Here is a 20,652-nt window from a genome sequence, read left to right on the forward strand (position 1 = left end):
GGATCAAGCGCCTTTCAGGGCCTTGATCTTGGCCTGCAACCCTTCCAGGGTCTGCTCGCCCAACAGCTGCTCACGCACCTTGCCCTTGTCATCGATGATGTAGGTCACCGGCAGCGCCTCGCTGCGTGGCAGGTCGTAGCGCTCGGCCGGGTCCTGGGCCAGCACGGTAAAACCGATGCCCAGGGTGTCAGCGGCCTGTTTCAGGTCCTGCCCCTGCAAGCCATCAAAATTCACCCCCACCACCTTGATGCCATCGGCCGCCCACTGCTTGGCCGCCGCGTTCAGTTCCGGGATTTCGGTACGGCACGGCCCGCACCATTCAGCCCAGTAGTTGAGCACCAGCCAGTGCCCGTCGATCTGTTCGGCCTTAACCGTATTACCGTGTTGGTCCACGCCATAATCGGCACCGCAACCACCGAGCAACAGGCTCGCGGTGATGGCCAGTACTGCTGCCAGACGCCTTGCCATGGGTCAATCCTTCTCGAGTTTTAAAGCAAATTGGTCAGTCGCTGCGGTTAGAATAGCCGCCACACCCTGCTGGATGCGACCCGACATGACCGACCTCACGCTCTATCATAACCCGCGCTGCTCGAAATCCCGCGGCGCGCTGGAACTGCTCGAAGCCCGCGGCCTGGCGCCAACCATCGTGCGCTACCTGGAAACCCCACCCGACGCCGCCACCCTCAAGGCCCTGCTCGCCAAGCTGGGCGTCACACCACGTCAACTGCTGCGCACAGGTGAAGACGCGTACAAGGACCTGAACCTGGCTGACCCGGCATTGACCGATGCACAACTGATCGACGCCATGACCCAGCACCCCAAGCTGATCGAACGCCCGATCCTGGTCGCCGGTGACAAGGCCGTGGTCGGTCGCCCGCCGGAAAAAGTGCTGGAGATCCTGCCGTGAGCGCCCCGTACATCCTGGTGCTGTATTACAGCCGCCATGGTTCGACCAGCGAAATGGCCCGGCATATCGCTCGCGGCATCGAACTGGCCGGCATGGAGGCGCGCCTGCGCACGGTGCCTGCGATCTCCACCGAGTGCGAAGCCGTCGCGCCGGATATTCCGGCCAGTGGCGCGCTGTACGCCACCCTGGACGACCTGCGCCACTGCGCCGGGCTGGTGCTGGGCAGCCCGACCCGTTTCGGCAACATGGCAGCGCCGCTGAAGTACTTCCTGGACGGCACCAGCAGCCTGTGGCTGGGTGGCGAACTGGTGGGCAAGCCGGCTGGCGTGTTCACCTCCACCGCCAGCCTGCACGGCGGCCAGGAAACCACCCTGCTGTCGATGATGCTGCCGTTGATGCACCACGGCATGCTGGTGATGGGCCTGCCCTACAGCGAATCGGGCTTGCTGGAAACCCGCGGGGGCGGCACCCCTTATGGTGCCAGCCACCATGCCGGTGCCGATGGCAAGCGCGAGCTCGACCAACACGAGATCGCCCTGTGCCGCGCCCTTGGCCAACGCCTGGCGACCACCGCCAAGGCCCTGGAGGCCGCGCGTGGCTAAAAAGCCCAAGGTGTTGCCGCCACTGGAATGGTTGGCACCGCGCCTGCGCCTGACGCGAGCGTTGAGCCTGGCGTTTTTCTTCGGCCTGATCGCTTTGCTGGTGGTCAACAACCTGTGGTTTGCCAACCTGCACGGGGCACGGGTCGAGGTGATCCTGGCGATCGAACTGGTGCCGCTGCTGTTGCTGTTGCCGGGCATGCTGACAGGCAGCGCACGGGCACATGCCTGGACCTGCTTCGTGGTGAACATCTATTTCATCAAGGGCGTGCTGGCGGCGTTCGACCCGGCGCGGGCGGTGTTCGGCTGGGTTGAAGTGCTGGTGAGCCTGGGGTTGTTCATTGCAGGGCTGCTGTATGTGCGCTGGAAGTTCCAGCATGAGCGGCGCCTGGCGGGCGAAGGTAATTAACATCTGGGGCCGCTCTGCGGCCCCAAAATCTCAATGGTTGACGGTATGCGCCAGCATCACCGACAACTGGCACAGCGGCCGCCCGCTCTCTTCGTGCCACTGGTTGAACGCCTGCTGTACCAACGCCAGGTCGCGTTGACTGGTCGGTTGCTTGTCGATCACCTTCTGTGCAATCAGCGCCGCCGCCATGTCATCGGTGGGAATGAACGTATCCTTGCCGACCATGCGCAAAAAGCGTGGCGCCGACAACCCACCCAGCTGGTTGCCGTGCTTGGCCAGGTACTTCCACAAGCCCACGATGTCGGTCACCGGCCAATCGGCGATGAAGGCGCCGAAACTGCCCTTTTCCTTCGCCACGTCGAGCACCATCTGCGCATTGCGCGGCACGCTCTTGAGCTTGCCCATGTGACGGATGATGCGCTCATCCTGCATCAGCCGCTCCAGGTGCTCGGCGCCCATCAGCACCACCTTCTCCGGGTCGAAACCGAAGAACACCTGCTCGAACGCCGGCCATTTGGCATCCACCAGGCTGTGCTTGAGCCCGGCGCGGAACACACGCAAGGCCAGGGTCGACAGGTAGCGGTCATCACTGATGCCCCGCAACTGCGCCGGCGTGCGCGGCTGCGGCAGGAATGCCTCCAGCGCCTGGGCCGAGCCAAAGCGGTTCAGGCAGTACTCATGCAGCCACTGGTAATCGCGCATAGGCTCAGATATTCACCACGTCGAGGAAGCGCGGGGTAGCGTTTTCGTCGATCTTCAGGCTGGTGAAGTCGAACAGGTTGCGGTCGGCCAGTTGCGACGGTGCCACGTTCTGCAGGGCTCGGAAAATGCTCTCGGTACGGCCCGGGTGCTTGCGCTCCCACTCCACCAGCATGTCCTTGACCACCTGGCGCTGCAGGTTTTCCTGCGAGCCGCACAGGTTGCACGGGATGATCGGGAATTCCTTCATGTCCGAGTAGGCCTGGATGTCCTTCTCGCTGCAGTAGGCCAGCGGGCGGATTACCACATTGCGGCCATCATCGGCGCGCAGCTTCGGCGGCATGCCCTTGAGCGCACCGTTGAAGAACATGTTGAGGAAGAAGGTTTCGACGATATCGTCGCGGTGGTGCCCCAGGGCCATCTTGGTCGCGCCGATTTCATCGGCGAAGGTGTACAAGGTGCCACGGCGCAGGCGCGAGCACAGCGAGCAGGTGGTCTTGCCCTCGGGTACCAGTTCCTTGACCACCGAGTAGGTGTCCTTCTCGACGATGTGGTACTCGACGCCCAGCTCCTTGAGGTAGGCCGGCAGCACGTGCTCGGGGAAGCCCGGCTGCTTCTGGTCCATGTTCACCGCAACGATCTCGAACTTGATCGGTGCCACCTTCTGCAGGTGCAACAGAACGTCGAGCATGGTGTAGCTGTCCTTGCCGCCAGACAGGCAGACCATGACCTTGTCGCCATCCTCGATCATGTTGTAGTCGGTGATGGCTTCGCCGGCGAGACGACGCAGGCGTTTTTGCAGTTTGTTCTGGTTGACCGAGAGGGTGCCCATAGCGCTTGAATCCGCGAGGTGTGACAAAAGGCGGCTATTTTACGCACAAACGCGGCGCCGCTGTAGGCATTCCGATAAAGACTTCGTTGTAATCAACAGTACGCCTGACAGCGCAATTTGCTCTAAAAAGCACGGTTTATGCCGGCAACAGCTTCCTATACTGCGACATAAGGCCACATTACCGCTTGCTTCGGTGTTCGGGCCTCGGGCCGCTTGCGCTCCATCTGGGGGGCGTTTGGCAACATTGAGAGGAGTGACGGCATGATTCATCACGTTGTGGGGCTGTTTACCCATCCCGACCAGGAATGGCGGGAAATCCGTGGCGAAGAAGAAACCATCAGCCACATGTACCTGACGCATACCCTTATCCTGGCGGCGATTCCCGCCGTTTCGGCGTTCATCGGCACCACCCAGGTCGGCTGGGTGATCGGCGACCGCCCAGCAGTGATGCTGACCATGGAAAGCGCCATCTGGATGAGCATCATGTCGTACCTGGCAATGCTCGCCGGGGTGGCGGTAATGGGCGCATTCATCCACTGGATGGCGCGCACCTACGATGCCAACCCGTCCATGGCGCAGTGCATCGCCTTTGCCACCTACACCGCCACCCCTTTGTTCATCGGCGGCCTGGCAGCGCTTTACCCGCACTTGTGGCTGGGCATGCTGATCGGCACGGCCGCCATCTGCTACACGGTGTACCTGCTGTATGTCGGCTTACCGACGTTCATGAACATACCGTCCGACGAAGGCTTCCTGTTCTCGAGCTCCGTGCTGGCGGTGGGCCTTGTGGTGCTGGTGGCGATCATGGCCGCCACGGTGATTATCTGGGGACTGGGCGTGGGGCCCGTCTACACCAACTAGAACAGATTCAACCAACACTGGGGCATCAATCAGGGGCCGCCGCAAGGCGGCCTCTGGCTGTGCGCTGACCGGTGGCTCGGCACCCCCGCTGCAGTTGCGGCATAATGCCCGGTCAGGAGAACCACCCCGCCATGCCCGAGCTGCTCAGACAACGCGTCGAAACCTGTTACCAGCAAGCCGAAACCTTCTTCAAACGCCCCTTCCCGCGCCCGGAAGTCAGCTTCAAGCTGCGCGGGCAAAAAGCCGGGGTTGCCCACCTGCACGAGAACCTGCTGCGTTTCAACCTGCAGCTCTACCGCGAAAACCAGGAAGACTTCCTGCGCCAGACCGTGGCCCATGAAGTGGCACACCTGGTGGCCCACCAGCTGTTCGGCGACCGCATCCAGGCCCATGGCGAGGAGTGGCAGCTGATCATGCGCGGGGTGTACGAGCTGCCGCCCAACCGGTGCCACAACTACGCAGTGCAACGGCGCGCGGTCACCCGCTACATTTACCGCTGCCCATGCCCGCAGGGTGACTTCCCGTTTACGGCGCAGCGGCACAAGTTGGTGCGCCAGGGGCGGCGGTACCTGTGCAAGCGATGCAGGGAGATTCTGGTTTACAGCGGCGAGACCCGCGTCGAATAGATTGTGTTCAAGCATAAGAAAGGCGACCCGAGGGTCGCCTTCTTGTACCAGCCTGCGCCTTACTTCTCGACGAAGGCACGCTCGATCAGGTAGTCACCCGGCTCACGCATGCGCGGGGAGATCTTCAGGCCGAAGCTGTCCAGCACTTCGCTGGTCTCGTCGAGCATGCTCGGGCTGCCGCAGATCATCGCACGGTCGTCCTGCGGGTTGATCGGTGGCAGGCCGATGTCGCTGAACAGCTTGCCGCTGCGCATCAGGTCGGTCAGGCGGCCCTGGTTCTCGAACGGCTCGCGGGTCACGGTCGGGTAGTAGATCAGCTTGTCGCGAACCGACTCACCGAAGAACTCGTTCTGCGGCAGGTGCTCGGTGATGAACTCGCGGTAGGCCACTTCGTTCACGTAACGCACGCCATGCACCAGGATCACTTTTTCGAAGCGCTCGTAGGTTTCCGGGTCCTGGATGACGCTCATGAACGGCGCCAGGCCAGTGCCGGTGCTCAGCAGGTACAGGTGCTTGCCAGGGTTCAGGTCATCGAGTACCAGGGTGCCGGTAGGCTTCTTGCTGATGATGATCTCATCGCCTTCCTTCAGGTGCTGCAGCTGCGAGGTCAGCGGGCCGTCCGGCACCTTGATGCTGAAGAACTCCAGGTGCTCTTCCCAGTTCGGCGAAGCGATGGAATAGGCACGCATGAGCGGACGGCCGCTTTCCTGCTGCAGGCCGATCATCACGAACTGACCGTTCTCGAAGCGCAGGCCCGGGTCGCGGGTGCACTTGAAGCTGAACAGGGTGTCGTTCCAGTGGTGCACACTGAGGACACGTTCGTGGTTCATGTTGCTCATCGATGGGGCTCCTGAAGAAAAACGCGGCGCGCAAAACGCGCAGTTGCGCAATAGTTTAGGGGCAGCGACAATATCTGTTAACTGGATTATCAAGATATGTGTTATCGGTTATATCGATATGCGATTCACACTTCGTCAACTACAGGTCTTCGTCGCCGTCGCCCAGCATCAAAGCGTCTCTCGGGCCGCTAGCCTGCTGGCGTTGTCGCAGTCGGCCGCCAGCACTTCAATTACCGAACTGGAGCGGCAATCGAGCTGCCAGTTGTTCGACCGTGCCGGCAAGCGACTGGCCCTCAACGCCTTGGGCCATCAGCTACTACCGCAGGCGGTTGCCCTGCTCGACCAGGCCAAGGAAATCGAAGACCTGCTCAATGGCAAGTCCGGTTTCGGTTCGCTGGCGGTTGGCGCCACACTGACTATCGGCAACTACCTGGCCACCCTGCTGATCGGCAGCTTCATGCAGACCCACCCGGAAAGCCAGGTGAAGCTGCATGTACAGAACACAGCGCATATCGTGCAGCAGGTGGCGCACTACGAAATTGATCTGGGTCTAATCGAAGGTGACTGCAACCACCCGGACCTGGAAGTGCAGCCCTGGGTAGAGGACGAACTGGTGGTGTTCTGCGCGCCGCAGCATCCGCTGGCCACGCTGGGCCGTGCCGATATCGAAAGCTTGTCGCAAGAAGCGTGGATACTGCGCGAGCAAGGCTCAGGCACGCGCCTGACCTTCGACCAGGCCATGCGCCATCACCGCGCCAACCTCAATATCCGCCTGGAGCTGGAACACACCGAAGCCATCAAGCGCGCCGTCGAGTCGGGCCTGGGCATTGGCTGCATTTCACGCCTGGCGCTGCGGGATGCCTTCCGCCGAGGCAGCCTGGTAGCGGTAGAAACCCCCGAGCTGGACCTGATGCGCCAGTTCTACTTCATCTGGCACAAACAGAAGTACCAGACCTCGGCCATGCGTGAGTTTCTGGAACTTTGCCGCAGCTTCACCGCGGGCTTTACCCGCAGTGATGAGATCGTGCTGCCGCCAATCGCTTAAAGCAGGATCACGCCCCACACCAGCGCGACCATGGTCAGCGCCACCAGCTGTGCGGCGCTGCCCATGTCCTTGGCGTTTTTCGACAGGGGGTGACGCTCCAGCGAGATGCGGTCGATGGCCGCTTCCACGGCCGAGTTGAACAGCTCGACGATCAAGCCCAACAAGCACACCGCGATCATGATCGCCCGTTCCGCACGGCTGACCGGCAACCAGAAGGCGATCGGGATCAGCAGCACGTTGAGCAGTACCAGTTGGCGGAACGCGGCCTCCCCCTTGAAGGCGGCGCGCAGGCCGTCCAGTGAGTAGCCGGCGGCGTTGAAGATGCGTTTGAGGCCGGTCTGGCCCTTGAATGGCGATGTCATGTGAGTCACTTCACAACGGAAAGGCCAGCAGACTAGACCGGCACGGGTCAAAAAAGCGTGAAGCCACGCGCAGTCAGTTGCTGGCAACCGATTCAAGTTGTTGCAGCAGCAGTGCAGCCTGGGTGCGGGTGCGCACGCCCAGCTTGCGGAAGATCGCGGTCACGTGGGCCTTGATGGTAGCTTCCGACACGTTCAGCTCATAGGCGATCTGCTTGTTCAACAAGCCTTCGCAGACCATGGTCAGTACGCGGAATTGCTGCGGCGTAAGGCTGGCCAGGCCTTCGCTGGCGGCTTTGGCCTCAGCCGACACATCCACCTTTTCGAACGCCTGCGGCGGCCACCAGACCTCGCCATCGAGCACCTTGCGCACGGCATCCTGGATGACTTCCAGGGTGCTGGACTTGGGAATGAAGCCACTGGCGCCAAACTCGCGGGACTTGACCACCACGGCAGCCTCTTCCTGCGCCGATACCATCACCACGGGAATCTGCGGGTATTGCCCGCGCAACAGCACCAGCCCGGAAAAACCGTAAGCACCCGGCATGTTCAAGTCCAGCAGCACCAGGTCCCAGTCGGCTTTTTCGCTCAGACGGGTTTCCAGTTCGGCAATGCTCGCGACTTCGACCAAGCGTACATCCGGGCCCAGGCCGAGGGTAACGGCCTGGCGCAGGGCGCCACGGAACAGTGGGTGGTCATCGGCAATCAGGATTTCGTAAGTGGCCATCGATCTAAGGATCCTGTTCTGTGCCAGGCGCTCGAGGGTAAGGGAAGCGTCCGGCGGGGAATCGGCGCCAAGGATGCCGAGCACGGTCAAGGGTGGTCAAGCCGATCGCCCTGCCGTCTCGCCCACCCTGGCTGCCAGCTCCGTCATTATGAACCAAAGCAGGGGTTGTGCCCCTTGGACTATAGGAAGGTATGCAAACGCTGGTGGGTGTCGTCCTGCTCGTCCAGCGGCAGGCGCCGCTTGCCGCTCAGGTAATGCAGGCTGAACACATCCAGGTAGGCATCCAATGCCTGCGAGGCCTGGCTGTCGCCGGCCAGGTCCAGGCACATGGCGGCCACTTCTGCCGTGCAGAAGTGATCATCACGCTTGGAACGCCGCAGGCGGTAACGCGACATCTGCTCGGCCTGCAGGCTCAACACCGGGAAGCGGTCCAGGTACGGGCTTTTGCGGAACATCTTGCGCGCCTCGGTCCAGGTGGCATCCAGCAGGATGAACAACGGGCGCTTGCCCGGCTCGCGCACCACCTCGCTGACCACCCGCTGTTCAGCCACGAACTCGCCCGGGAAGACGATATAGGGCTGCCAGCGCGGGTCGTCGAGCAAGGCCAGCAAGCGCTCGTCGACCGAGGTGCGCAGCCAGCCAAAAGCGGAAGTGTCTTCGATCAGGTCGGCAATCAGCCAGCCGGTGTTGGTAGGCTTCAACGGCTCGGTGTCGTGCATCAGCAGGCACACGCCGGAGTCAGCCTGTACACGGGGTTTCCAGGCACACAGGCAATGGGTGGCAATCACCCGGCAATCCGGGCAACGCTCTGCACGCGAACCACGGGCGATGAATGGCTTGTTGCTGCGGGCCAGGCGTTCGGCGCGCAGGCGCGCTACCGCATGGCTCATGCCGGCAGGCCTCTGGTCGATTTGGAGATGGGCACAAGGATGACTCGGAGAACACAAGGGCGCCAGTCTACCAGAACAGGGGGCAATTGCTGTGCAGGCTGCAAGGCGGTCTTTATAATCGGGCCTTTACCGTGCCCGGATCTTGCCTTGCGCGATTTCACGGAACACCGTCGACCCGCGCATGTCAAAGCGCCAGTCATCGAACCAGGAGAGATTCATGCTGCGCCTTATCGCCCCCGCCCTGAGCCTGTTGCTCGCCCTGCCTTTGGCAGCACAGGCGGCATCCAAGCAGGACTACGACCTTAACAAGATGCTGCAGAAGGTTGCCACAGAAAGCAGCGTCGGCACCCCGCGCGCCATCAACGAGGACATCCTCGACCAGGGTTACACCGTAGAGGGCAAGGCGCTGGTCAACCACCTGAGCGTACGCCAGAGCCACGCCGAGCGCATGCAGGCCAACCCCGAGCAGGTACGCAGCCAGCTGGGCGACAGCGTTTGCCGCAACAGCGGGTTCCGTAACCTGATGTCCAAGGGTGCGGTCATGGTCTACCGTTTCACTGTCTACAAGACCAACCAGCCAATCATGGATCAGGCCTTCGACAGTGCCAGCTGCATGGCCGGCAACCAGAAGAAGTAACAGCCGCGTATCACGCTACATCTGCTCCTTCTCGCGGGCGCACCAGCGCCCTTCGGCGGCATCGGCACGCATTTCGGCCAACAACGCCTGCAGGTAGCGTGACTGGCACTCCAGCCCCTCCAACCTGCGGCAGCACTCGGCCTCAAGGCTCAGGTGATGCACCTGGGCCGCGCTCTCCAGCAGCCGGTAGAGCTGCCCGTCCACTTCGATGATCAAGCGATGCATACCGCCACCTCCTGCATCGACACGTTTCGCTTTACCAGTTAACCAAACCCGTGCCGCCATTGGGTGCATGCCGACAGGCGGCGCTGCCAAACAACCCGGCACGATCGGGCGCGACGGTCTAGATTGAGGTCATAGGCATTGGTGCAGAAGGAGACGTTGCATGCCTTACCAATCGAATGAACTGCTGTTCAGCCACTTCCGCGACAACAACATCGACCTGAGCAACATCGACGCACAACTGCAACTGGTAGCACCCGACAGCCCCAACTTGCCGCTGTACCGCGACATGATGTTGACCATCCTGCGCATGGCCCATGACGACAGCGACCGCTGGAGCGCCAAGATCACCTTGCAAGCCCTGCGCGAACTGGACCAGTCGTTCCGCACCCTGCAGCGCTACAAAGGTCGGCGCAAGGTGACCGTGTTCGGTTCGGCACGTACCCCGCTGGAACACCCGATGTATGCCTTGGCCCGCGAGCTGGGCGCCACCCTGGCACGCTCCGATCTGATGGTCATTACCGGAGCGGGTGGCGGCATCATGGCGGCAGCCCACGAAGGCGCTGGCAGCGAGCACAGCCTGGGTTTCAACATCACCCTGCCCTTCGAACAACATGCCAACCCCACGGTAGGCGGTACCGACAAGCTGCTACCGTTCCACTTTTTCTTCATCCGCAAGCTGTTTTTTGTCAAAGAGGCTGATGCCTTGGTGCTGTGCCCTGGCGGTTTCGGCACCCTGGATGAAGCGCTGGAGGTTCTGACCCTGATCCAGACCGGCAAAAGCCCATTGGTACCGGTGGTGCTGCTTGACTCGCCTGGCGGTAGCTTCTGGCGAGACTGCCTGGACTTCATCAGCCGCCAGCTGGAAGAAAACCGCTACATCCTGCCCAGCGATCTGAAGCTGGTACGCCTGGTGCACAGTGCCGACGAGGCGGTGGAGGAAATCAACCAGTTCTACAGCAACTACCACTCCAGCCGCTGGCTGAAGAGCCAGTTCGTAATCCGCATGCACCACCCGCTCAGCGAAGCAGCGCTGTATGACATCCAGGAGGGTTTTGCCGACTTGCGCCTGAGTGGCAAGTATCACCAGCAGCCAGACAGTGGCGCCGAGCATGAGGTGGGTAATTTCAGCCACCTGACCCGCTTGTCGTTCGCCTTCAATGGCCGGGATCAGGGCCGGCTGCGCGAGCTGGTGGATTTCATCAACCTGCCGGAAAACTGGGCCAAGCCGCAGCCGATGCATACCACGCAACGGGCCAGGGAGGCGTTGAAGGTCAGTTCATAAGCGTCGTCTGCTTTGGGGCCGCAGAGCGGCCCCGGCATTTCAGCAATGATCAGTAATCATCCAGATCCCGCCCACTGAGCAGGCGACCGATCAAATCCATGGGGAAGCCCCGGTAAGCGAGAAATCGGGTCTGCTGGGCACGGCTGCGCGGGTCTTGCGGGCGCTGCCCGGCGAACTTGCGCTGCCACACATCACGCATGCGCTCTGCCCAGTCCACCTCGCTCTCGCGTAGCGCCTGCTCGATATCAGCACGCGCCAAACCACGCTGGCCAAGCTCTTCGCGAATACGCGCAGGGCCATAGCCAGAACCGGAACGGTAGCGGATAAAGCTTTCAAGGTAGCGGGCTTCACTCAGCAGCCCTTCTTCGGCGAGCCGATCGAGCTCAGGCTCGATCAGCTCATCCGAAGCGCCGCGCTGACGCAGCTTGCGCGTCAGCTCAACGCGACCGTGCTCACGTCGCGCGAGCAGGTCCATGGCTGTCCGCCGAATGGCGACGGGGGTGTCGAGTACGGCGGACATGTTCAGCTATCTACCGCGCAATCAATAACCGGCGTCAGCGTCGGCCATGTCATCGGCATCTGCTTCGACAGCCGCAGCTTTGCCAGCCGCAGCGACAGCGCCAGAAGTCAGCAACTTGTCGCGAATCTGCTTCTCGATCTCGGCACCAATCGCCGGGTTCTCAGCCAGGTACTTGGCGGCGTTGGCTTTACCTTGTCCAATCTTGTTGCCTTGATAGGCATACCAGGCACCGGACTTCTCGACCAGACCTTGGGAAACACCCAGGTCGATGATTTCGCCATTGCGGTAGATACCCTTGCCGTAGAGGATCTGGAACTCGGCCTGACGGAACGGTGGCGAAACCTTGTTCTTGACGATCTTGACGCGGGTTTCGCTGCCGACCACCTCGTCGCCTTCCTTGACCGCACCCGTACGACGGATGTCCAGGCGCACCGAGGCGTAGAATTTCAGGGCATTACCACCGGTGGTGGTTTCCGGGCTGCCGAACATTACGCCGATCTTCATACGGATCTGGTTGATGAAGATGACCAGGCAGTTGGCGTTCTTGATGTTACCGGTGATTTTGCGCAGCGCCTGGGACATCAGGCGAGCCTGCAGGCCCACGTGCATGTCACCCATTTCGCCTTCGATCTCGGCCTTCGGCACCAGGGCGGCCACGGAGTCGACGATGATCACGTCAACCGCGTTGGAACGCACCAGCATGTCGGTGATTTCCAGGGCCTGTTCGCCGGTGTCCGGCTGCGAAACCAGCAGGTCGTCGACGTTGACGCCCAGCTTGCCCGCGTATTCAGGGTCGAGGGCGTGCTCGGCGTCGACGAAGGCGCAGGTGGCGCCGTTTTTCTGGGCTTCGGCGATGACCGACAGGGTCAGCGTGGTTTTACCCGACGACTCCGGGCCGTAGATCTCGACGATACGGCCTTTTGGCAGGCCGCCAATGCCCAGTGCGATGTCCAGGCCCAGCGAACCGGTGGAGATGGCCGGGATCGCCTGGCGCTCGTGGTCGCCCATGCGCATGACTGCGCCTTTACCGAATTGGCGTTCGATCTGACCCAGGGCCGCAGCCAAGGCGCGCTTCTTGTTGTCGTCCATTGAAATCCTCACGTGTTCGACGTGGCCCTGACGGCCGGAATACCTGTATAAGTAGCCAGTATTATTCCACAGGCCGGCGCTCACGCAAACCCCTGTCGTCGATTTACTCGGCACCAAGCTGTAACAAGCCGTCTAACGCGGCGATCACCGTCTGTCGGCGCACCGCCTCGCGGTCACCGTCGAACTGCCGGCGCTCGCTGAAGACACGGCTGCCATCGCCCCAGGCCAGCCACACGGTACCCACTGGCTTGGCGGGCGAGCCACCGTCCGGCCCGGCCACTCCGCTTACCGCCACGGCAAAGCGCGCGCCACTGGCGGCCTGGGCACCTCTGACCATGGCTTCGACCACTTCCTGGCTAACCGCGCCCACCTGGCCGAACAGCACCTCTGGCACCCCCAGCTGGCGAGTTTTCTGGGCATTGGAATAAGTGACATAACCGGCCTCGAACCAGGCCGAGCTACCGGGTACACGGGTGATGGCTTCGGCGATGCCGCCGCCGGTGCAGGATTCGGCGGTGGTCACCTGTGCATTGAAGCGGCGCAGGTGTTCACCCAGGCGGGTGGCAAGCGTGGTGATCGGGTCCATACAGGGCTCCTTGAAGGCTGCCCTCTACCCTATCAGTTAGTGGCTTTCACTGATATTCGGCCAGGTCGCGAAGCGGGCAGCCACAACGGCGACAGACCTGCCGCGAAATGACGAACTCGCCAATGAACAGGCGTTCGACCTCGACCGGTTTGTGCCTGTACAGCCCGCAAATCATGCGCCTCAGCCAATGGGACATGTCAGAAGTTCAGCCGCAGTACGGTACGCCAGAAGTTCTTGATCGGTGAACGCCGGTGCTTGGCCCAGTTGCGCTCCCACCACTCATCCTCATTGCGCACTACCTGCTCCAGATCGCTACCTGCCACAGCTGCCGCATGTTGGCGATACAACATCGGGAACACGCAGTGCTGACGAATCTTGTGCTTGACCACCACATCCACGGGCGTGCCATCGTAGGGCGTCTCTGCCAGGATCCGGCAGCCTTCGCGCGACAGTACATAAGCGTGCAGTGCAACCACCCGCCCCCTGGCAATGAACGGGAACCACGTCAGCCAGGTTCGCCCCATGGAATAGCCCAGATGCAGTGCCTGGAAAGAGCGTGACTGCATGAAGCGGTTCACCCAGCTCACCCGCGAAGCCTTGAAATCATAAGCCTTGGCATCGTCTTCGAAGATCAGGATTCGATCCAGCCCGTTGTCCAGTGCGTGGCGTGCCAACTGCTGGTGCGATTCGTAGCAACCCCGCTTGGGGTCACTGTTTTTCGCCACGACATGAAAGACCACTTCATTGTCCAGCTGCCGCCCGATGGTTTCACTGAACAGCTTGCGCCGGTCATCCCGCGTGTCGAGGGAAATACAAAAAACCGCATCGACATCAAAACGAATTCCACTCACTGCACTAACCAACCTGATTGCAATAACGGTTAACTTGGCACGGCCAAAAGGGCGCAATCTTCCATGGGAGCACCATGATGTCAACAAGCCATGCCCCCACGTCTGCGCTGCCCGGCGTTGCAGGTTCTGCCGGTGCGGCAGCCGTGGTAACCTATGCGGCTTGAAAATTCAGGTGGGTCTCGGCGCCGCGCATGCAACACGGAACGCCTCAATTTGCCCCACAATGTTGAGACCTACACTCTAAGTCTTTGATGAATAAAGCACTCTCCGATCTTTCCGCACACACCCCGATGATGCAGCAGTACTGGAAGCTGAAAAACCAGCACCCGGACCAGCTGATGTTCTACCGCATGGGCGACTTCTACGAGATCTTCTACGAAGATGCCAAGAAGGCTGCGAAACTGCTGGACATCACCCTGACCGCGCGCGGTCAGTCGGCTGGCCAGTCCATCCCCATGTGCGGGATTCCGTTCCATTCGCTGGAAGGCTACCTGGCCAAGCTGGTCAAGCTGGGCGAATCGGTGGTGATCTGCGAACAGATCGGCGACCCGGCCACCAGCAAGGGCCCGGTCGAACGCCAGGTGGTGCGCATCATCACTCCCGGCACGGTCAGCGACGAAGCCCTGCTCGACGAACGCCGCGACAACCTGATTGCCGCGCTGCTCGGTGACGAACGCCTGTTCGGCCTGGCCGTACTGGACATCACCAGCGGCAACTTCAGCGTGCAGGAGATCAAGGGCTGGGAAAACCTGCTGGCCGAACTCGAGCGCCTGAACCCGGTCGAGCTATTGATCCCCGACGACTGGCCACGCGACCTGCCTGCCGAGAAGCGTCCGGGCGCCCGCCGCCGCGCCCCGTGGGACTTCGACCGCGATTCGGCGCGCAAGGCGCTGTGCCAGCAGTTCGCAACCAAGGACCTCAAAGGCTTTGGCTGCGACAAGCTGACCCTGGCCATTGGCGCCGCCGGTTGCCTGCTAACCTACGCCAAGGAAACCCAGCGCACTGCCCTGCCGCACCTGCGCAGCTTGCGCCACGAGCGCCTGGACGACACGGTCATCCTCGATGGCGCCAGCCGGCGCAACCTGGAGCTGGACGTCAACCTGGCGGGTGGGCGTGACAACACCCTGCAATCGGTGGTCGATCGTTGCCAGACCGCCATGGCCAGCCGCCTGCTGAGCCGTTGGCTGAACCGGCCGTTGCGCGACCTCAAAGTACTGCAAGCACGTCAGGACTCGATCCGTTGCCTGCTCGACAACTACCGCTTCGAGAAGCTGCAGCCACAACTGAAGGAAATTGGCGATATCGAGCGCATCCTCGCCCGTATCGGCCTGCGCAATGCCCGCCCTCGTGACCTGGCGCGCCTGCGCGATGCCTTGGGCGCGTTGCCCGAGCTGCAAAACGCCATGACCGAGCTTGAGGCGCCGCACCTGGCGCGCCTGGCAGCCATTACCGGCACCTACCCGGAGCTGGCCAGCCTGCTGGAGCGTGCAATCATCGACAACCCGCCGGCGGTAATCCGCGACGGCGGCGTGCTCAAGGCCGGCTATGACAGCGAGCTGGACGAGCTGCTGGCCATCAGCGAAAACGCAGGCCAGTTCCTGATCGACCTGGAAGCCCGGGAAAAGGCCCGCACCGGGCTGGCCAACCTCAAGGTCGGCTACAACCGCGTGCATGGCTACTTCATCGAGCTGCCGACCAAGCAGGCCGAACAGGCACCGGGCGACTACATCCGCCGCCAGACGCTCAAGGGTGCCGAGCGTTTCATCACCCCTGAGCTGAAAGCGTTCGAGGACAAGGCACTGTCGGCCAAAAGCCGCGCCCTTGCCCGCGAGAAGATGCTCTACGACGCCCTGCTGGAAACCCTGATCAGCCACCTGGCGCCGCTGCAGGACAGCGCTGCCGCCCTGGCCGAACTGGATGTACTCAGCAACCTGGCCGAACGTGCGCTGAACCTCGACCTTAACTGCCCGCGCTTCGTCGACGAGCCGTGCCTTCGCATCGAGCAGGGCCGCCACCCGGTGGTGGAACAGGTGCTGACCACGCCATTCGTGGCCAACGACCTGGGCCTGGACAACAGCACGCGCATGCTGATCATCACCGGCCCGAACATGGGCGGTAAGTCCACCTACATGCGCCAGACGGCCCTGATCGTGCTGCTGGCGCACATCGGCAGCTTCGTACCCGCAGCCAGCTGCGAGCTGTCACTGGTCGACCGCATCTTCACCCGCATCGGCTCCAGTGACGACCTGGCTGGCGGGCGCTCGACCTTCATGGTCGAGATGAGCGAAACCGCCAACATTCTGCACAACGCCACCGACCGCAGCCTGGTGCTGATGGATGAAGTCGGCCGTGGCACCAGCACCTTCGACGGCCTGTCGCTGGCCTGGGCCGCCGCCGAGCGCCTGGCGCAATTGCGTGCCTACACCTTGTTCGCCACCCACTACTTCGAGCTCACCGTGCTGCCGGAGAGCGAGCCGCTGGTGGCCAACGTGCACCTCAATGCCACCGAGCACAACGAACGTATCGTGTTCCTGCACCACGTTCTGCCGGGCCCTGCCAGCCAAAGCTACGGCCTGGCCGTGGCGCAACTGGCCGGCGTGCCGACGGCGGTCATCCAGCGCGCCCGCGAACACCTGGGGCGCCTGGAAACCACCAGCCTGCCCCATGAGCCGGCCCCGGCCCAAAAAGCCAAGGACACGCCACAAGTGCCGCACCAGAGCGACCTGTTCGCCAGCCTGCCACACCCGGCCATCGAGAAGCTGGGCAAGCTGCAGCTGGACGACATGACCCCGCGTCAAGCTATCGAAATGCTATATCAACTAAAGAACCTGTTATAACGGCAGCCACTACAAGCTGGTAGAATCCGCCGCGGTTTGCTGGTGCTGCAGGTTATTAGCCTGGCCTGCAGCCACATACCTGTAAACCGCGCGGCCCTGAGAGGAAGGGCCGCCGCCGTCGCCTGAGGAGAGAACTAGAAATGACCTTCGTCGTCACCGACAACTGCATCAAATGCAAATACACCGACTGCGTGGAAGTCTGTCCGGTGGACTGCTTCTACGAAGGCCCGAACTTCCTGGTCATCCACCCGGACGAGTGCATCGACTGCGCCTTGTGCGAACCGGAGTGCCCAGCACAAGCTATCTTCTCGGAAGACGAAATCCCTGCCGGGATGGAGAACTTCATCGAGCTGAACGCCGAACTGGCGGAAGTCTGGCCGAACATCACCGAGCGTAAGGACGCCCTGCCGGACGCTGAAGAGTGGGACGGCAAGACCGGCAAGATTGCAGACCTGGAGCGCTGATAGCGCCCAGACACGAAAAAGGCCCCTCGGGGCCTTTTTTGTTTTCCTGCAGGCAAAAAAAAGGGGCGGTTTGACCCGCCCACATTTTTTCCGTAGTCCCTGCTTGTCCCAAACATCATCCTGATGAAATCGCGTCTTGCGATGTCCTTGGCCTCCTCCCTGGAAGCCTGTGCATGTCCGTGTGCACAGTTCGAATACTAGCGGCTTCAGCTGAGCGGGCAAGCGCGAAACCTCACAAGGTATTACATGGGACACATTTCCACACAGCAAAATAACGCATGATTTTCAATGAGTTGGAAAAATACCGGGGCTGAAAACGACAATGATTTACTGAGACTTGCATAGATAGCTTACAAAACAAGTAAGAAAAGGCTTACATGCAATGTTACCGAGGTAGCGCCATACATCACGGGACTGCTTTGTAGCCCCCCGACAGACGCAAACGAAAGACTGTTTTCATCACACACAAAAACGCCCCGAGGTCATCGGGGCGCTTTGTGAAGCAGGCTGTCGCTACTGGAACAACGACTCGCTGGACAGGCCGTTCTTCTCCAGGATCTCACGCAGGCGCTTGAGCCCTTCTACCTGGATCTGCCGCACCCGTTCCCGGGTCAGGCCGATCTCCAGCCCAACATCCTCCAGGGTGCTGCTTTCATGCCCGCGCAGACCAAAGCGGCGTACCACCACTTCCCGCTGCTTGTCGGTCAACTCCCCCAGCCACTGGTCGATGCTCTGCGACAGGTCGTCATCCTGTAGCAGCTCGCACGGGTCCGTCGGGCGGTCGTCGGTCAGGGTGTCGAGCAGGGTCTTGTCCGAATCCGGGCCAAGCGACACATCCACCGAAGACACCCGCTCGTTCAGGCCGAGCATGCGCTTGACCTCGGCGACGGGCTTCTCCAGCAACGTAGCGATTTCTTCCGGGGAGGGTTCGTGGTCCAGCTTTTGGGTCAGCTCACGGGCCGCGCGGAGGTAGACGTTCAGCTCTTTGACCACGTGGATCGGCAAGCGAATGGTGCGGGTCTGGTTCATGATCGCCCGCTCGATGGTCTGGCGAATCCACCAGGTCGCATAGGTCGAGAAACGGAAACCACGCTCCGGGTCGAACTTCTCGACCGCACGGATCAGCCCAAGGTTGCCCTCCTCGATCAGGTCGAGCAGCGACAGGCCACGGTTCACGTAACGACGGGCAATTTTGACAACCAGGCGCAGGTTGCTTTCGATCATGCGCTTGCGGCCAGCAGGGTCACCCTTTTGCGACAAACGCGCAAAATGCACTTCCTCTTCCGGCGAAAGCAGCGGCGAGAAGCCGATTTCGTTGAGATACAGCTGGGTGGCATCGAGCGCCCGGCTGTAATCGATGTACTTGTGTTGCTTGAGCGAAGAGCCCGACTTGGCCCTCGTCCGAACCGAAGATACAGCAGGTTCGTCTGACACCACATCCGTTTCCAAAACGATACCCGTCTCCATCAGGAGGACGTCATCGTCGATGTCAAACTCCGGCACTTCTTTACTGAGAGCCATTGTTATAGTCCTTTGCTGAGTTCGAACTCAGACTCGAGCGGCACCTTTATCCCTGGCAGCGCTTGAGCCTGTCCCCTCTACATCACAGGAACAGGCCGGGTACAACGATCAACGGCGTGGCAGGAACTGGAGTGGATCGACGGGTTTGCCCTGGCGGCGAATCTCGAAATGCAGCTTCACCCGATCTGTGCCCGTAGACCCCATTTCAGCAATCGACTGCCCTGCCTTGACCTGCTGCCCCTCCCGAACCAACAGCCTGCGGTTGTGGCCGTAGGCACTGACGTAGGTATCACTGTGCTTGATGATGATCAGCTCGCCGTAGCCCCTTAAACCACTCCCGGCGTAAACCACCGCACCATCAGACGCAGCAAAAACAGGCTGTCCCAAATCACCGGCGATATCAATGCCTTTATTCAAACTACCGTTTGAAGCGAATTTTCCAATCAGCACGCCGTTGGCAGGCCAGGTCCAGCCGCCTACCGCGCGCTCTGCCGCAGGCACGGTGGTGGCAACCGGCGTACTGGCGGAGGTTGCCGGCGTTGCCGGTTTGCTGGTGTTGGCAGGTGTCACGGCAGTAGTGCCCACGGGCCTGCGGGTGACCGTGGTGCGGCTCGATGAAGAGGGGCTGGACACCACCGTGGTACTGCTGCTGGAACCGCTGCTGAAACGAATCGCTTGCCCCGGGCGAATGGTATAAGGCGCCGCGATGCCGTTGCGTGCGGCCAGCTCCTTGTAGTCCCAGCCATAGCGGAAGGCAATGGAGAACAGCGTGTCACCCGGCTTGACGACGTACTGCCCGGACGTCACCGCCGGGCGCTTGGGCACGGTGTTATTGCGGTCGACCACCCGCGCGCTGCTGTTGCTGCTGGTGCTCGAGCAACCCACCAGTAGCGTGCCCATGGCCAGTGCAATCACCAGAAGCTTGAAACCCGACCCGTCCTTGCGCTGCCGAATGACTGTGTGACCCACCCGCGCTCCCCTCATGGTGCCGAAAAACGATATGAAGACAAGAAATGCAATATTGTTGCAATTATAACCAAGCCGGCCATTATTGGCAGGCGGGTGCAAAAGGCTGTTGCAATACCCCGGTGCGAGCTAGCGCTTCGTACCGCCAGATAGACAGAGCGAAGCGGCAAGAATTCGCCGCTGGGGCAAAAATACCGCGCGAGTCATACCCGCCAGCCTCAGGCCAGCGGACCATTGAGCAGCGGGACGAAGCGTACGGCCCCCAGCACGCGCCGGGAGAATCCATGCTCCTCGCGCACGATCAGCATCAGTTGCTGCGCTTCGCCGGCCGCCCCTACCGGAATCACCATGCGCCCCCCGGGGGCAAGCTGATCAAGCAATGCCTGCGGCACTTCTGGCGCCACCGCCGTGACGATGATGCCGTTGTACGGTGCCAGCGCCGGCCAGCCTTCGCAGCCATCGCCCCAGCGGAATACCACGTTGCGCAGGTTCAGCTCCACCAGGCGCTCTTTGGCCCGGTCCTGCAGCACCTTGATACGCTCCACCGAAAACACCCGTTCCACCAGCTGGGCCAGGATCGCCGTCTGGTAGCCTGAGCCGGTACCAATCTCCAGCACCTTGTCCAACGGCCCGGCCTCGAGCAGTAGCTCACTCATGTGGGCAACCATGAACGGTTGCGAGATGGTTTGGTTGTGACCGATGGGCAATGCGGTGTCTTCGTAGGCACGATGCGCCAGTGCCTCGTCGACGAACAGGTGGCGCGGGGTGCGACGAATCACGTCGAGCACCTTGGTGTTCGAAACGCCCTCTTCGCACAGACGCTGGATCAGCCGCTCCCGGGTACGCTGGGAGGTCATGCCGATGCCGCGGCGCAGCATATC

General features: G+C 61.6%; 26 protein-coding genes. 10 read left to right on the plus strand and 16 right to left on the minus strand.

All coding sequences use genetic code 11. The annotated features are described in order from the left end of the window. Positions 1-3: 3 nt before the first annotated feature. Complete coding sequence (locus D906_RS15785) at positions 4-468, minus strand: TlpA disulfide reductase family protein (RefSeq protein ID WP_019099309.1); 465 nt, start codon at positions 466-468, stop codon at positions 4-6. An 85-nt stretch (positions 469-553) separates the two neighbouring features. Here D906_RS15785 and arsC point away from each other — a divergent pair, with 85 nt between their 5' ends. From arsC to D906_RS15800, 3 genes are read left to right on the plus strand one after another with little or no spacing between them, the layout of a single operon-like run. Continuing rightward, positions 554-907: an arsenate reductase (glutaredoxin) gene (arsC, locus tag D906_RS15790; RefSeq protein ID WP_016715448.1), complete on the plus strand. Its 354-nt coding sequence runs from the start codon at positions 554-556 to the stop codon at positions 905-907. Further along, a complete protein-coding gene (gene wrbA, locus D906_RS15795; protein ID WP_097156174.1) occupies positions 904-1,509 on the plus strand; it encodes an NAD(P)H:quinone oxidoreductase in 606 nt (201 codons plus the stop codon). Before arsC ends, wrbA begins: the two co-directional genes overlap by 4 nt. Further along, a complete protein-coding gene (locus D906_RS15800; protein WP_016715447.1) occupies positions 1,502-1,915 on the plus strand; it encodes a DUF2069 domain-containing protein in 414 nt (137 codons plus the stop codon). The genes wrbA and D906_RS15800 overlap by 8 nt, the downstream gene beginning before the upstream one ends. A gap of 30 nt (positions 1,916-1,945) precedes the next feature. Here D906_RS15800 and D906_RS15805 read toward each other — a convergent pair whose 3' ends face one another. Both D906_RS15805 and ttcA read right to left on the minus strand, forming a co-directional pair. Beyond that, entirely contained in the window at positions 1,946-2,617 is a 672-nt protein-coding gene (locus D906_RS15805; protein WP_019099310.1) for a DNA-3-methyladenine glycosylase I, read from the minus strand. Between the two features lie 4 nt (positions 2,618-2,621). After that, positions 2,622-3,446 carry a tRNA 2-thiocytidine(32) synthetase TtcA gene (gene ttcA, locus D906_RS15810; protein WP_016715445.1) on the minus strand — a complete coding sequence of 275 codons (825 nt, stop codon included), beginning with the start codon at positions 3,444-3,446 and terminating at the stop codon, positions 2,622-2,624. A 261-nt stretch (positions 3,447-3,707) separates the two neighbouring features. Here ttcA and D906_RS15815 point away from each other — a divergent pair, with 261 nt between their 5' ends. Further along, positions 3,708-4,307, plus strand: coding sequence for a Yip1 family protein (locus tag D906_RS15815; protein ID WP_003252385.1), 600 nt, complete (start codon positions 3,708-3,710; stop codon positions 4,305-4,307). 131 nt (positions 4,308-4,438) lie between these two features. After that, positions 4,439-4,933 carry a SprT family zinc-dependent metalloprotease gene (locus tag D906_RS15820; RefSeq protein ID WP_016715444.1) on the plus strand — a complete coding sequence of 165 codons (495 nt, stop codon included), beginning with the start codon at positions 4,439-4,441 and terminating at the stop codon, positions 4,931-4,933. 59 nt (positions 4,934-4,992) lie between these two features. Here the strand turns inward: D906_RS15820 and fpr are convergent, their stop codons facing one another. Further along, on the minus strand, positions 4,993-5,772 hold the full coding sequence (gene fpr / locus D906_RS15825) for a ferredoxin-NADP reductase (RefSeq protein ID WP_004375483.1): 780 nt from the start codon (positions 5,770-5,772) through the stop codon (positions 4,993-4,995). 118 nt (positions 5,773-5,890) lie between these two features. Here fpr and finR point away from each other — a divergent pair, with 118 nt between their 5' ends. Continuing rightward, on the plus strand, positions 5,891-6,817 hold the full coding sequence (gene finR / locus D906_RS15830) for a LysR family transcriptional regulator FinR (protein WP_016715443.1): 927 nt from the start codon (positions 5,891-5,893) through the stop codon (positions 6,815-6,817). Here the strand turns inward: finR and D906_RS15835 are convergent. The 3 genes from D906_RS15835 to D906_RS15845 form a co-directional block, all read right to left on the minus strand. After that, entirely contained in the window at positions 6,814-7,179 is a 366-nt protein-coding gene (locus tag D906_RS15835) for a diacylglycerol kinase (RefSeq protein WP_010952700.1), read from the minus strand. The two genes, finR and D906_RS15835, sit on opposite strands and share 4 nt — an antisense overlap. A 73-nt stretch (positions 7,180-7,252) precedes the next feature. Beyond that, positions 7,253-7,903 (minus strand): response regulator transcription factor ErdR, encoded by a 651-nt coding sequence (erdR, locus tag D906_RS15840; protein WP_016715442.1) that lies wholly within the window; start codon positions 7,901-7,903, stop codon positions 7,253-7,255. A gap of 179 nt (positions 7,904-8,082) precedes the next feature. Continuing rightward, complete coding sequence (locus tag D906_RS15845; protein WP_016715441.1) at positions 8,083-8,793, minus strand: tRNA-uridine aminocarboxypropyltransferase; 711 nt, start codon at positions 8,791-8,793, stop codon at positions 8,083-8,085. Positions 8,794-9,010: 217 nt separating this feature from the next. On the opposite strand from D906_RS15845, the gene D906_RS15850 reads away from it, so the two are divergent. Next, positions 9,011-9,430 carry a quorum-sensing-regulated virulence factor family protein gene (locus tag D906_RS15850; RefSeq protein ID WP_019099311.1) on the plus strand — a complete coding sequence of 140 codons (420 nt, stop codon included), beginning with the start codon at positions 9,011-9,013 and terminating at the stop codon, positions 9,428-9,430. A gap of 15 nt (positions 9,431-9,445) precedes the next feature. Here the strand turns inward: D906_RS15850 and D906_RS15855 are convergent, their stop codons facing one another. Beyond that, entirely contained in the window at positions 9,446-9,655 is a 210-nt protein-coding gene (locus tag D906_RS15855; RefSeq protein WP_019099312.1) for a hypothetical protein, read from the minus strand. Between the two features lie 160 nt (positions 9,656-9,815). Between D906_RS15855 and D906_RS15860 the strand changes: the two genes are divergently transcribed. Continuing rightward, entirely contained in the window at positions 9,816-10,937 is a 1,122-nt protein-coding gene (locus tag D906_RS15860; RefSeq protein ID WP_019099313.1) for an LOG family protein, read from the plus strand. 49 nt (positions 10,938-10,986) lie between these two features. Here the strand turns inward: D906_RS15860 and recX are convergent, their stop codons facing one another. The 5 genes from recX to D906_RS15880 all read right to left on the minus strand — a co-directional run bounded on the left by recX (position 10,987) and on the right by D906_RS15880 (position 13,983). Beyond that, positions 10,987-11,457 carry a recombination regulator RecX gene (recX, locus tag D906_RS15865; protein ID WP_016715436.1) on the minus strand — a complete coding sequence of 157 codons (471 nt, stop codon included), beginning with the start codon at positions 11,455-11,457 and terminating at the stop codon, positions 10,987-10,989. 21 nt (positions 11,458-11,478) lie between these two features. Beyond that, positions 11,479-12,546: a recombinase RecA gene (recA, locus tag D906_RS15870; protein WP_016715435.1), complete on the minus strand. Its 1,068-nt coding sequence runs from the start codon at positions 12,544-12,546 to the stop codon at positions 11,479-11,481. 103 nt (positions 12,547-12,649) lie between these two features. Further along, the gene (locus D906_RS15875) at positions 12,650-13,132 is read right to left on the minus strand and encodes a CinA family protein (RefSeq protein WP_019099314.1); all 483 of its coding nucleotides are present in this window, start codon (positions 13,130-13,132) and stop codon (positions 12,650-12,652) included. Between the two features lie 46 nt (positions 13,133-13,178). Beyond that, complete coding sequence (locus tag D906_RS26535) at positions 13,179-13,328, minus strand: hypothetical protein (protein ID WP_155951169.1); 150 nt, start codon at positions 13,326-13,328, stop codon at positions 13,179-13,181. A 1-nt stretch (position 13,329) separates the two neighbouring features. Further along, a complete protein-coding gene (locus D906_RS15880) occupies positions 13,330-13,983 on the minus strand; it encodes a hypothetical protein (RefSeq protein ID WP_019099316.1) in 654 nt (217 codons plus the stop codon). A gap of 251 nt (positions 13,984-14,234) precedes the next feature. Between D906_RS15880 and mutS the strand changes: the two genes are divergently transcribed. Further along, on the plus strand, positions 14,235-16,820 hold the full coding sequence (gene mutS, locus D906_RS15885; protein WP_080587388.1) for a DNA mismatch repair protein MutS: 2,586 nt from the start codon (positions 14,235-14,237) through the stop codon (positions 16,818-16,820). A gap of 140 nt (positions 16,821-16,960) precedes the next feature. Then, the gene (gene fdxA, locus D906_RS15890; protein ID WP_012270863.1) at positions 16,961-17,284 is read left to right on the plus strand and encodes a ferredoxin FdxA; all 324 of its coding nucleotides are present in this window, start codon (positions 16,961-16,963) and stop codon (positions 17,282-17,284) included. A gap of 513 nt (positions 17,285-17,797) precedes the next feature. Here fdxA and rpoS read toward each other — a convergent pair. From rpoS to D906_RS15905, 3 genes are all read right to left on the minus strand, one after another. Continuing rightward, positions 17,798-18,805 carry an RNA polymerase sigma factor RpoS gene (gene rpoS, locus D906_RS15895; protein WP_003252351.1) on the minus strand — a complete coding sequence of 336 codons (1,008 nt, stop codon included), beginning with the start codon at positions 18,803-18,805 and terminating at the stop codon, positions 17,798-17,800. Between the two features lie 108 nt (positions 18,806-18,913). Continuing rightward, complete coding sequence (locus tag D906_RS15900; protein ID WP_019099318.1) at positions 18,914-19,774, minus strand: peptidoglycan DD-metalloendopeptidase family protein; 861 nt, start codon at positions 19,772-19,774, stop codon at positions 18,914-18,916. A 215-nt stretch (positions 19,775-19,989) separates the two neighbouring features. After that, positions 19,990-20,628, minus strand: a complete 639-nt coding sequence (locus tag D906_RS15905) for a protein-L-isoaspartate(D-aspartate) O-methyltransferase (RefSeq protein ID WP_161751472.1) — start codon at positions 20,626-20,628, stop codon at positions 19,990-19,992. Positions 20,629-20,652: the final 24 nt, after the last annotated feature.

This window comes from Pseudomonas sp. LAIL14HWK12:I1 (assembly GCF_003202095.1).
In the GTDB taxonomy this organism is placed as follows: domain Bacteria; phylum Pseudomonadota; class Gammaproteobacteria; order Pseudomonadales; family Pseudomonadaceae; genus Aquipseudomonas; species Aquipseudomonas monteilii.